Below are 12954 nucleotides of genomic sequence, written 5' to 3'. Positions count from 1 at the left end.
GATCGAGGAGAACACCTGTGGCTAGCACTCTAAGAATATTGCCAGGATCTGCACTGCTGGGCCTGGCCGTGGCCATCGGCCTGGCCGGTTGCAGCGGCCTGCCGGACCAACGCCTGGCCAACGAAGCCTTGAAGCGTGGCGACACCGCGCTGGCCCAGCAGAACTATCAGCAACTGGCAGACCTGGGCTACACCGAAGCCCAGGTCGGCCTGGCCGATATCCAGGTGGGCACCCGCGACCCCGAGCAACTGCGCCAGGCCGAGGCGACCTACCGCGCCGCGGCCGACACCTCGCCACGGGCCCAGGCCCGCCTGGGCCGGTTGCTGGCCCTCAAGCCGCACCCCACCGAGGCGGAACAACGCGAAGCCGAAGGCCTGCTGAAGAAAGCCTTTGCCAACGGCGAGGGCAACACCCTGACGCCGCTGGCCATGCTCTACCTGCAATACCCCAACACCTTCCCGGGCGTGAACGCCCAGGCAAAGATCAACGAATGGCAGGCCGCCGGCTACGCCGAGGCCAACCTGGCCCAGGTGCTGGTGTACCGCATCCAGGGCACCTACGACCAGCACCTGGACGACGTCGAGAACCTGTGCCGCAAGGCCCTGACCGTGGCCGACGTGTGCTACGTGGAACTGGCCACCGTGTACCAGAAACGCCAGCAGACCGACCGTCAGCAGGCGTTGCTGGCCCAGCTGCAGGCCGCTTACGCCCGCGGCGCCGTGCCGGCCATGCGCGTGGACGCCGTGGCCCGCGTGCTGGGTGACGCCACCCTGGGCCAGACCGACGAAAAAACCGCCCAGGCCATGCTGGAAAAGATCGCCCCGGTGTACCCCGCCTCATGGGTGAGCCTGGCGCAACTGCTCTACGACTTCCCGGAACTGGGCGACGTCGACAAGATGATGGAGTACCTGGACAAGGGCCGCAACGCCGACCAGCCGCGCGCCGAGCTGCTGCTGGGCAAGGTGTACTACGAAGGCAAGCTGGTGATCCCGGACGCGAAGAAGGCTGAGCAGCACCTCAAGGCCGCCGCCCCTACCCAGATCAGCGCCCACTACTACCTGGGCCAGATCTACCGCCGTGGCTACCTGGGCGAGCCCGAGCCGCAGAAGGCCGTGGACAACCTGCTGATGGCCGCCCGCGGTGGCCAGGCCAGCGCCGACTTCGCCTTGGCACAGCTGTATTCGGGCGGCCGCGGCACCCAGCCCAACCCGGTGTACGCCTATATGTTCGTGCAACTGGCCAAGGCCCAGCCCGAACCTGCGCAGCCGGTGCTGGACCTGGCTACCCAGCTGGAAACCACCCTGACACCCGACCAACGCGCCCAGGCCCAGCAACTGCTGCAACAGGAGCAGCACGTGCGCGGTGCCATGAACCAGAACAGCAGCATTGCCCTGCAGACGCTGGAAGACGAAGACGCTGAGGACAAATCGCTATGAAACTGAACCAATGGATGAAAGCCGGCATTGGCCTGGGTTTCGCCGCGCTCTGGTCCTGCCCGACACTGGCCGCGCTGACCGCTGACCAGAACTTCGGCATCGAAGTCAAAGGCACGCTGCAGTCCGAGGACGACCGCGACCTGGGCACCCGCTCCGGCGGCGACGTCAACGGCCTGGGCCTGGACCTGCGTCCCTGGGCGTACGGCCAATGGGGCGACTGGAGCGCCTACGCCATGGGCCAGTTGGTGACCGCCACCGACACCATCCAGACCGACACCCTGCAAGAGTCCAACGTCAGCAGCGACAGCACTGCCAGCGGCCGCGAGCAGAAAAAGAACTACCTGGCCATGCGTGAATTCTGGGTCGGCTACAGCGGCTTCACGCCCTACCCCGGCGAGATCCTCAAGTTCGGCCGCCAGCGCCTGCGCAACGACGACGGCGAATGGAAAGACACCAACATCGAGGCCCTGAACTGGGACTTCGACACCACCTTGCTGCGCGCCCACGCCGGCGTCGCCGAGCGGTTCAGCGAGTACCGCACCGACCTCACCGAACTGGCCGCCACCGACAAGGACGTGCTGCACGCCTACGGCGACGTCTCGTACCAGTGGACCCCGGGCCAGTGGGTTGGCCTGCGCGCCCACCACACCCATGACAGCGGCAGCCTGCCGAGCACCGGCCAGGCTATCGACGATTCGGACAAGAGCAGCACCGGCGACCTGACCTGGCTGGGCCTTGAGGCCGACAGCGACGCCTACAACCACGACAACCTGAATAACATCAACTACTGGGGCAGCCTGACGTTCATGTCCGGCAACCGCGACAGCATTGGCAGCAACGTGGTCGACGGCCAGACCGTGGCCGGCGACAAGACCAGCGGCCACGTCAACGGCTGGGCCACCGACCTGGGCCTGCGCGTGCACCTGACCCCCGAGTGGCAAGTGGGCGGCGCCTATTCGCGTGCCAGCCGCGACTACGAACAGAACGGCCTGCAGAGCAACCGCTCGACCTGGACCGGCACCCGTGCCCGCGTGGCGCGCTTCGGCGAGGCCTACCAGGCCGAGATGGCCAACGTGCAAAGCGCCTCGCTGTTCGCCAGCTGGCAGTTGCGCGACGAATACGACGCCAGCCTGATCTACCACAAGTTCTGGCGCGTGGACGGCAACCAGGGCATCGGCACCAGCACCCTGGACGCGGTGAACACCAGCACCGACCCGGAAAACCCGACCGACATCACCTCCATCAGCTCGCTGCCGCTGGCTGACGGTGACAAGGACTTGGGCCAGGAGATGGACCTGGTGGTCAGCAAGTATTTCAAGCAAGGCCTGCTGCCTGCTGCCCTGAGCCAGTCCATTGACGAGCCTTCGGCGCTGGTGCGCCTGCGCGCGGGCGTGTTCAAGCCCGGCTCGGCCTATGGCAATCAAGTGGACAGCTACATGCACCGCGCCTTTATCGACGTGATCTGGCGCTTCTGATGCGACCGCGAAGGGAGTGCGAGGAAATGATGAATTCAGACAGATTGCCATGGCCCAGGGCCCTGCTGGCCACCGCCCTGCTGCTGGCCAGCGGCGCGGCCCTGGCTGCCGCGCCGGCGGCCCACCCGGCGCCGCCCCTGGGCGATGACGAGGCCAAGACCCTGCAGCAGGCCAAGACCTACACCATCACCACCGCGGCCCCCGAGTCGCTGGAGCTGGCCGCGCCGAAACTGCCCGACCTCAGCGGCTACACCGCCAAGGCCGTGGCCGCCAAGATCGACCGCCGCAAGGCCGGCAAGATCGTGGTCAAGCGCATGCTGCAGGAAGACGTGCTCAAGGAATTCATCGGCGGCGACAACAAGATGGCCGAGTGGGTGAACCGCCAGCACGGCATTCCCCAGGCCATCTTCGTCGAGGACGGCTACGTCAACCTCACCGAGCTGGTGCGCAAGCTGCCCAAGCAGTACATCCGCGAGACCGCCCCGGGCGTGTACCTGGCGCGCCTGCCGATCGTGGTCGGGCACAACGCGACCTTCGAGATCGACAAGCAGACCAAGGAACTGCGCCTGTCCCAGGAGGGCGGTGCGTTCATCGTCAACGACGGCAAGCTGTTCATCCGTGACACCCGGGTGCTGGGCTGGCGCGAGGCCGACAACGGCCCGTCGACCTTCCGCGACCCCAAGGATTTCCGCCCGTTCCTGCTGTCCTGGGGCGGCACCGAGACCTACATGGTCAACACCGTGATGGCGAGCATGGGCTACAACCAGTCCAAGTCGTACGGGGTGAGCATCTCGCAGTACACGCCGAACATGAGCGAACAGATGGGCCGTGCCCAGCCCACGGGCTGGATCATCGGCAGCACCTTCTCGGACATGTGGTACGGCTTCTACTGCTATGAGACCACCGACTTCGTGGTGAAGAGCAATACCTACCGCGACAACGTCATCTACGGCATCGACCCGCACGACCGCTCCCACGGCCTGATCATCGCCGACAACACTGTGTACGGGACCAAGAAGAAGCACGGCATCATCGTCTCCCGCGAGGTGAACGACAGCTTCATCATCAACAACCGCAGCTACGACAACCACCTGTCCGGCGTGGTGATCGACCGTAACAGCGTGGGCAACCTGGTGGCCTACAACAAGATCTACAAGAACCACACCGACGGCATCACCCTGTACGAAAGCGCCGACAACCTGCTGTGGGGCAACATGCTGCTGGGCAACAAGCGCCACGGCATCCGCGTGCGCAACAGCACCAACATCCGCCTCTACGAGAACAAGGCCCTGGGCAACGGCCTGACCGGCGTGTACGGGCACATCAAGGACCTCAGCAACACCGACCGCAACATCAAGCTCGACCCGTTCGACGCCCAGGTCTCGCTGATCCTGGTAGGTGGCGAACTGGCCGGCAACGGCACCGGGCCGCTGTCCATCGACTCGCCGCTGTCGCTTGAAATGTACCGCGTGTCGATGCTTGCCCCGACCAAATCCAGCGGCATCAGCTTCACCGGCATCCTGGGCGACCGCCAAGCCGAAATCATGGACCTGATGGTTCGCCAACAAAAAGCCGTGCTGATCGACCCTGTCGAACGCCAGACCGAAATGCAGGACTGAGGATGAATTTCATGCACCCCACCTTGATCAAGCTGCTCAGCCTGTCCGGCCTGGCCGCCGCCATGATGGCCGCGTCCAACGGCGCCAGCGCCCAGGATTTCGCCGCGCCCAAGTACCAGGCAGCGCCGTGCTGCAGCCTGTGCCCGGCCGCCCATGACGCGAAGAACTACGTGACGCGCTACCAGCAGAACTTCACCACCCTGGTACAGGCCCAGGGCGACTGGCTGTTCCGTACCCAGGAAGACCTGCGCACCGAATTCGACACCACGCCCGAGGGCTACCGCCGCCTGCAACAGCTGCACGACGCCTTCAAGAGCAAGGGCGTGGAGCTGGTGGTGGTGTACCAGCCCACCCGTGGCCTGGTGGACCGCAACAAGCTGTTCCCGGCCGACCGCGACAAGTTCCAGTACGACAAGGCGCTGCAGAACTACCAGGCCATGCTCAAGCGCTTCGCCAGCATGGGCTTCAACGTGCCGGACCTGTCGCCGCTGACCAACGAGCAGCAGGCCCACGACTTCTACTTCCGCGGTGACCAGCACTGGACCCCGTACGGCGCCCAGCGCACCGCCAAGATCGTCGCCGAGACCGTGAAGAAAATGCCGGCCTTCGCCGACATTCCCAAGCGCGAGTTCGAGACCCACCTGTCCGGCCGCATGGGCAAGACCGGTACCCTGCACAACATGGCCGGCCAGCTGTGCGGCACCAGCTACGCCATCCAGTACATGGACCAGTTCACCACCGAGCCCAAGGGTGAGGCCGCCGACGGCGACCTGTTCGGCGACGCCGGCACCCCGCAGATCACCCTGGTGGGCACCAGCCACAGCGGCAAGAACTACAACTTCTCGGGTTTCCTGGAGCAGGACATCGGTGCCGACATCCTTAACGTCGCCTTCCCCGGCGGCGGCCTGGAAGGCTCGATGCTGCAGTACCTGGGCAGCGACGACTTCCAGAAGCACCCGCCGAAAATCCTCATCTGGGAGTTCTCGCCGCTGTACCGCCTGGACCAGGAGACCATCTACCGGCAGATGATGTCGCTGCTGGACAACGGCTGCGACGGCAAGACCGCCGAGCTGTCGGCCAGCACCACGCTCAAGACCGGCAAGAACGAGTTGCTGATCAACGGCCGCAACGGCATCAAGGACCTGCACAACGGCAACCACCAGATCGACATCAAGTTTGCCGACACCTCGGTCAAGACCCTGCACGCCACCCTGTGGTACCTGAACGGGCGGCATGAGGACCTGAAGATCGAAAAACCGACCACATCGGAAACCGACGGGCGCTTTGCCTTCGAGCTGCGCAACGACGAGGACTGGGCTTCGCAGAACCTGCTGGCCCTGGAAGTGGAAGGCCCCGAGGCCGGCCAACCTGCCCAGAAAGTCGAAGCCACCGTGTGCAAGCGCAACGTCTTCCCTGGCGTTCAGCAATCGCCGAAACAACAGAACGCCCAAGCCGGACTGTGAGGTTACCCATGAACCGCACCAACGCACTACGCCATCTGCTCGCCCCTACCCTGCTGGGCCTGGCCATCTTCGCCGGGCACGCCCAGGCCGCCGCGCCCCTGCACCCGCCACAGGGTTACCTGGCGGCCGTGGACAAGTTCAAGACCAGCCCCAACGACCAGGGCTGCCCGGCCATGCCGCAGCCCTACACCCAGAGCCTGCAGTTCCGCAGCAAGTACGAAGGTTCGGACAAGACCCGTTCGACCTTCAACGCCACCTCTGACAAAGCCTTCCGCGATGCCACCAAGGACATCACCAGCATGGAGCGCGGCATCAGCAAGCAGGTGATGGTGTACATGCGCGACGGCAACCCGGCGCAACTGGATTGCGCGCTGAACTGGATGGTGACGTGGGCCCAGGCCGACGCGTTGATGTCCAAGGACTTCAACCACACCGGCAAGTCCATGCGCAAATGGGCACTGGGCAGCATGGCCTCGGCGTATGTGCGGCTGAAGTTCTCCGACTCGCACCCGTTGGCCACCCACCAGCAGCAGACCCAGGTGATCGAAGCCTGGTTCGGGCGCCTGGCCGACCAGGTCGTGAGCGACTGGAACAACCTGCCGCTGGACCACACCAACAACCATTCGTACTGGGCGGCCTGGTCGGTGATGGCCGCCTCCGTGGCCCTGGACCGTCGTGACCTGTTCGACTGGTCGGTGAAGGAATACAAGATCGGCGCCAGCCAGGTCGACGCCGACGGCTTCCTGCCCAACGAGCTCAAGCGCCAGCAGCGTGCCTTGGCCTACCACAACTACGCCCTGCCGCCGCTGGCCATGATTGCCAGCTTCGCCCAGGCCAACGGCGTGGACCTGCGCCAGGAAAACAACGGTGCCCTGAAACGCCTGGGCGACAAGGTGCTGGCCGGGGTGAAGGACCCGGACATCTTCGAAGCCAAGAACGGCAAGGACCAGGACATGACCGACCTCAAGGTGGACAGCAAATTCGCCTGGCTGGAGCCCTGGTGCAGCCTCTACAGCTGCCCGCCCGACGCGCTTGAACGCAAGCACGAAGGCCAGCCGTTCAAGACCTTCCGCCTGGGCGGCGACCTGACCAAGGTCTACGACCCCGAACACGAAAAAGGCAACAAGGGTTCGTGAACGATTAAACGTTGGAACTGCTGAACCTGTGGGAGCTGGCTTGCCAGCGAGCTGTTGAGGCCCTGAAAAGCTCGCTGGCAAGCCAGCTCCCACATTGATCAACGATCAGGCCAGCAGAATGTATTTACCCCCTGGAATAAATGGGGGGTTTGGGGGGGCTTTGGCCCTTGTGTATGGATCAAACAAGGAGAGATCGGGATGGTTTTCTCATCTAACGTGTTCCTGTTCCTGTTCTTGCCGGTCTTTCTCGGCTTGTACTACCTGTGCGGCAATCGTTACCGCAACCTGCTTCTGTTGGTCGCCAGCTACGTGTTCTATGCCTGGTGGCGGGTGGACTTCCTGGCGCTGTTCGCCGCAGTCACCCTGTGGAACTACTGGATCGGCCTGCGCGTAGGCGCCGCCGGCATCCGTACCAAACCCGCGCAGCGCTGGCTGCTGCTGGGCGTGGCCGTGGACCTGTGCGTGCTGGGCTACTTCAAGTACGCCAACTTCGGCGTGGAAAGCATCAACGCCATCATCAGCTCGTTCGGCATGCAGCCGTTCATCCTCACGCACGTGCTGTTGCCCATCGGCATCTCGTTCTACATCTTCGAATCGATCAGCTACATCATCGACGTGTACCGCGGCGACACCCCGGCCACGCGCAACCTGATCGACTTCGCCGCCTTCGTGGCCATCTTCCCGCACCTGATCGCCGGGCCGGTGCTGCGTTTCGCCGACCTGGTGGACCAGTTCAACAACCGCACCCACACCCTCGACAAGTTCAGCGAGGGCGCCACGCGGTTCATGCAGGGCTTCATCAAGAAGGTGTTCATCGCCGACACCCTGGCCACGGTCTCCGACCACTGCTTCGCCCTGGCCGCACCGACCACCGGCGACGCCTGGCTGGGCGCCCTGGCCTATACCGCGCAGCTGTACTTCGACTTCTCCGGCTACAGCGACATGGCCATCGGCCTGGGCCTGATGATGGGTTTCCGCTTCATGGAAAACTTCAAGCAGCCCTACATCAGCCAGTCGATCACCGAGTTCTGGCGCCGCTGGCACATCAGCCTGTCGACCTGGCTGCGCGACTACCTGTACATCACCCTGGGCGGCAACCGCAAAGGCACCCTGGCCACCTACCGCAACCTGTTCCTGACCATGCTGCTGGGCGGCCTGTGGCACGGCGCCAACTTCACCTACATCATCTGGGGCGCCTGGCACGGCGCGTGGCTGGCCATCGAGCGCCTGCTGGGCATCAACACCACGCCGCGGGCGCTGAACCCGATTCGCTGGGCGCTGACCTTCCTGCTGGTGATCATGGGCTGGGTGATCTTCCGCGCCGAGAACCTGCACGTGGCCTACCGCATGTACGGCGCCATGTTCAGCTTCGGCGACTGGCACCTGTCCGAGCTCAACGCCGCCAGCCTCACCGGCCTGCAAGTGGCCACCCTGGTGATCGCCTACATCACCCTGGCGTTCTTCGGCCTGCGTGACCTGTACACCAACCAGCCCAAGCCAAAGGCCAAAAAGCCCATGGCCGAAGCCAACGGCCCGGCCACCGCGCAACCCGGCCTGTACCGCGCCACCCCGGGCGACAACCCGGCCGCGCTGGCGGCCCACGCCCACGGCCACCAGGTGCAAGCCTCGTACTGGACGGTGGACTGGAGCCGCTACCTGATGCGCACGCTGGTGCTGGTGCTGTTCCTGGCCTCGATCCTGAAGCTGTCGGCGCAAAGTTTCTCGCCGTTCCTCTACTTCCAGTTCTGAGCGAGCCGACCATGACCCGATCATTACGCATCCTCTACATCCTGCTGTTCCTGGCCGTGCTGCTGGGCCTGGGCCTCTGGTCGCTGTGGAGCTTCGCCAGCTTCAACCGCACCCAACAGATGACCGTGCTCAACGGCAAGTTCACCAAGGCGGTGGAAACCCACTACGACGACCAGTTCCCGATCAAGCGCCTGGGCACCAACCTCTGGGCGGCGGTGGACTTCAAGCTGTTCCACGAAGGCCGCCCCGGCGTGGTGCTGGGCCGCGACCAGTGGCTGTACAGCGACGAGGAATTCGACCCGGTGGCCAACGGCGCCCAGGTGGAAGCCGACAACTTCGCCCTGATCAAGGGCGTGCAGGCCCAGCTCAAGCAGCACGGTGTGCAGCTGGTGCTGGCCATCGTCCCGGCCAAGGCGCGCCTGTACCCCGAGCACATCGGCGCCACCGCCCCGGCCGCGCTGCACCAGGACCTGTACCAGCAGTTCCACGCCCAGGCTGCGGCCGCCGGCATTTTCGCCCCCGACCTGCTGGCCCCGCTGCAGCAGGCCAAGGCCCAGGGCCAGGTGTTCCTGCGCACCGACACCCACTGGACGCCCATGGGCGCCGACGTGGTCGCCCACAACCTGGGCACCGCCATCAGCGCGCACATGCCGCTCAGCGGCCAGCCGCAGACCTTCGTCACTGCCAGCGACAGCAGCAAGCCCTACAAGGGCGACCTGACCAACTTCCTGCCCCTGGACCCGCTGTTCAGCAACCTGCTGCCCAAACCGGATGAGCTGGCCCAGCGCACCACCACCCAGGCAGGCGAGCAGGCAGACAGCGGCGACGCGCTGTTTGGCGGCAGCGAAATCCCGGTGGCCCTGGTGGGCACCAGCTACAGCGCCAACCCGCACTGGAACTTCCTGGGCGCGCTGAAGCAGTCGCTCAACAGCGACGTCGTCAACTACGCCGAAGACGGCCACGGCCCGATCCTGCCGATGCTCAAGTACCTGCAAACCGACGCCTTCAAGAACAGCCCGCCACAGGTGCTGATCTGGGAGTTCCCGGAACGTTATCTGCCAATGAAGAACGACCTCGGCGAGTTCGACCCGAATTGGATCGCCGAACTGAAAAAAGACCCGAATACCAACCAGAACCTGGCTGTGGGCCAATCCAACTGAGCCGTTGAAAAGCTCGAACCTTACAAGCAAAGAGGAAATGCACATGACCGCACATACCACCAAGAACCGTCTGGCCGCTGCCCTGATTGCCGCCACCGGCCTGCTCTCCGCACACGCCTTCGCCGGTGGCGATGCCGCCCTCTACGGCCCTACCGCGCCAAAAGGCTCGGCGTTCGTGCGGGTCTACAACGCCGGCAACCAGGAAGTCAGCGCCAGCGTCGGCAACACCAACCTCAACGAGATCGCGCCGCTGGCCAGCAGCGACTTCAGCTTCATGCCCCAGGGCGACTACAGCGCCAAGGTCGGCAGCAAGACCCTGCCGGTGAAGCTGGCCTCGGACCACTACTACACCGTGGTCAACAACACCAACGGCAACCCGCAGCTGGTGGAAGAGCCACCGTTCAAGAACAAGCAGAAGTCGCTGGTACGCGTGCAGAACCTCAGTGACAAGCCGCTGACCCTGAAGACCGCCGACGGCAAGACCGACGTGGTCAAGGACGTGGCCGCCAAGGGCACCGGCGAGCGCGAGATCAACCCGGTGAAAGTCAGCCTGGCGCTGTACGAAGGCGACAAGAAGGTCAGCGACCTCAAGCCCGTGGCCCTGGAGCGTGGCGAGGCCGCCGTGCTCTACGTGACCGGCGAAGGCAGCAGCCTGTCGCCAGTCTGGGTACAGCGCCCGGTGTCCACCCGCTGAAAGCATCGAGCCGGCCGCCCGCAGCAACGGGCGGCCAGCAGGGAACAACAACAAGACAGAAACGGCAACGCGTCTAACTAACCATTCGTTTTATGGAGAAACATTATGATTCCGGTGATCTTGTCAGGTGGTAGTGGCTCTCGTCTGTGGCCGCTTTCGCGCAAGCAATTCCCCAAGCAATTCCTGGCCCTGACCGGCGAGCACACGCTGTTCCAGCAAACCCTGGAGCGCCTGGTGTTCGAAGGCATGGACACCCCCATCGTGGTCTGCAACAAGGATCACCGCTTCATCGTCAACGAACAGTTGGCCAACCTGAAGCTGGAAACCCAGGGCATCCTGATGGAGCCCTTCGGCCGCAATACCGCGCCAGCCGTGGCCCTGACCGCCATGAAGCTGGTGAATGAAGGCCGCGACGAGCTGATGCTGGTGCTGCCCGCCGACCACGTGATCGACGACCAGAAAGCCCTGCAACGCGCCCTGGCCCTGGCCACCGTGGCCGCCGAGCGCGGCGAGATGGTGCTGTTCGGCGTGCCGGCCACCAAGCCGGAAACCGGTTATGGCTACATCAAGTCCACCAACGATGCGCTGCTGCCAGAAGGCGTGAGCCGCGTGGCCCAGTTCGTCGAGAAACCGGATGAAAAACGCGCCAGCGAATTCGTCGAGGCCGGTGGCTACTTCTGGAACAGCGGCATGTTCCTGTTCCGCGCCAGCCGCTTCCTGGAAGAGCTGAAAAAGCACGACCCGGACATCTACGACACCTGCATGCTCACCCTTGAGCGCAGCGTGAAGGACGGCGACAACATCGAGATCGACGAAGCCACCTTCGCCTGCTGCCCGGACAATTCCATCGACTACGCGGTGATGGAAAAGACCCAGCGCGCCTGCGTGGTGCCGCTGACCGCCGGCTGGAGCGATGTGGGCTGCTGGTCGTCGCTGTGGGACGTGCATGAGAAGGACGCCAACGGCAACGTCACCAAGGGCGACGTGGTGGTGCAGGACAGCCGCAACTGCATGATCCATGGCAACGGCAAGCTGGTGTCGGTGATCGGCCTGGAAAACATCGTGGTGGTGGAAACCAAGGACGCGATGATGATTGCCCACAAGGACAAGGTCCAGGGCGTGAAGCAGATGGTCGCCACCCTCAACGAACAGGGCCGCAGCGAAACCCAGAACCACTGCGAAGTGTACCGCCCCTGGGGCTCGTACGACTCGGTGGACATGGGCGGCCGCTTCCAGGTCAAGCACATCTCGGTGAAACCGGGCGCCTGCCTGAGCCTGCAGATGCACCACCACCGCGCCGAGCACTGGATCGTGGTGTCGGGCACCGCCGAGGTCACCTGCGACGAGAACGTGTTCCTGCTGTGCGAGAACCAGTCCACCTACATCCCGATCGCCTCGGTGCACCGTCTGCGCAACCCGGGCAAGATCCCGCTGGAAATCATCGAAGTGCAGTCGGGCAGCTACCTGGGTGAAGACGACATCGAGCGCTTCGAGGATATCTACGGCCGTTCCACCCCGATCGAGCGCGGCGTGTCGGTGAAAACCATCGCCCAGTAAGCTCGCCCCGTAAGCCCCTGCCTCATCCGCTGCGTCCCCTATCCGCAGCCGGTGAGGCAGGGGCTTTTTTATTGGGTTACGATGGCAGGCCTGTCCCACAACACGCGATCAAAGCCATGCTCATCGGCACTCTCCTCATCATCTCCTGGCTGTTCCTGCTCATTCGCTACCCGAAGAAAGCCCTGCCGATTTCCTTGGTGGCGGTAGTTGGCCTGGCCATGGTCGGCCTCAGCGTGCTGTGGCAGGACAACCGCGAACTGGCGCAACTGGCGCGCATGGGCCTGCACTTCAAGTACGAGGCCGAGCAGTGCCCCGCCGACAAGCCGCTGCAAGTGAGCATGAAGAACGGCAACAGCGTGCCCATGGTGGAGCTGCAATGGCGCCTGGCCGCCTTCGCGCCGGGTGACACCGTGAACCTGGTGCAGGACGACTACGACGCCCCGCGCTACCGCGGCCCGGGCCAGTTGCAGCCCGGCGCCAGCTGGAGCGACTGCCTGCCACTGCCGCCGCTGCGGCCCGGCTACCGCGCGCAGACCCTGGAATGGCGTGCCGAGCGAGTACAGGGCAGCTTTGCCAACTGACGGGGTACCTGTCAGTTCTTACAGTTTCGCGCTGTGCCCCATAGGCGTTGAATACGTGGTCACGTTATTCATCATGGGGACAGC

The 12954-nt window shown here is 64.3% G+C and carries 10 protein-coding genes; all 10 read left to right on the top strand.

The window, feature by feature from the left end:
- The first annotated feature begins 17 nt into the window (after positions 1-17).
- The 10 genes from algK to AC0J42_RS05310 all read left to right on the top strand — a co-directional run bounded on the left by algK (position 18) and on the right by AC0J42_RS05310 (position 12870).
- The gene (algK, locus tag AC0J42_RS05355; RefSeq protein ID WP_416422612.1) at positions 18-1436 is read left to right on the top strand and encodes an alginate biosynthesis TPR repeat lipoprotein AlgK; all 1419 of its coding nucleotides are present in this window, start codon (positions 18-20) and stop codon (positions 1434-1436) included.
- Positions 1433-2911, top strand: a complete 1479-nt coding sequence (locus tag AC0J42_RS05350) for an alginate export family protein (protein ID WP_473005454.1) — start codon at positions 1433-1435, stop codon at positions 2909-2911. The genes algK and AC0J42_RS05350 overlap by 4 nt, the downstream gene beginning before the upstream one ends.
- A 26-nt stretch (positions 2912-2937) precedes the next feature.
- Entirely contained in the window at positions 2938-4530 is a 1593-nt protein-coding gene (gene algG / locus AC0J42_RS05345) for a mannuronan 5-epimerase AlgG (protein WP_416422610.1), read from the top strand.
- A gap of 11 nt (positions 4531-4541) precedes the next feature.
- Positions 4542-5993: an alginate O-acetyltransferase gene (locus AC0J42_RS05340; protein ID WP_416422609.1), complete on the top strand. Its 1452-nt coding sequence runs from the start codon at positions 4542-4544 to the stop codon at positions 5991-5993.
- 8 nt (positions 5994-6001) lie between these two features.
- Positions 6002-7129: a mannuronate-specific alginate lyase gene (locus tag AC0J42_RS05335; RefSeq protein WP_416422608.1), complete on the top strand. Its 1128-nt coding sequence runs from the start codon at positions 6002-6004 to the stop codon at positions 7127-7129.
- Positions 7130-7327: 198 nt separating this feature from the next.
- Positions 7328-8878 carry an MBOAT family O-acyltransferase gene (locus AC0J42_RS05330; RefSeq protein ID WP_473005453.1) on the top strand — a complete coding sequence of 517 codons (1551 nt, stop codon included), beginning with the start codon at positions 7328-7330 and terminating at the stop codon, positions 8876-8878.
- 11 nt (positions 8879-8889) lie between these two features.
- Entirely contained in the window at positions 8890-10038 is a 1149-nt protein-coding gene (locus AC0J42_RS05325; protein WP_473005452.1) for an alginate O-acetyltransferase, read from the top strand.
- A 43-nt stretch (positions 10039-10081) separates the two neighbouring features.
- Positions 10082-10732, top strand: coding sequence for an alginate O-acetyltransferase AlgF (locus AC0J42_RS05320; protein ID WP_027979062.1), 651 nt, complete (start codon positions 10082-10084; stop codon positions 10730-10732).
- 105 nt (positions 10733-10837) lie between these two features.
- Complete coding sequence (locus AC0J42_RS05315; protein ID WP_416422605.1) at positions 10838-12289, top strand: mannose-1-phosphate guanylyltransferase/mannose-6-phosphate isomerase; 1452 nt, start codon at positions 10838-10840, stop codon at positions 12287-12289.
- A 116-nt stretch (positions 12290-12405) separates the two neighbouring features.
- On the top strand, positions 12406-12870 hold the full coding sequence (locus AC0J42_RS05310) for a multidrug transporter (RefSeq protein ID WP_473005450.1): 465 nt from the start codon (positions 12406-12408) through the stop codon (positions 12868-12870).
- Positions 12871-12954 lie beyond the last annotated feature (84 nt).

This window comes from Pseudomonas sp. Tav-5-1A (assembly GCF_055755055.1).
The sequence above is the reverse complement of the archived record's forward strand: the minus strand, read 5'-3'. Positions and strand labels throughout refer to the sequence as shown.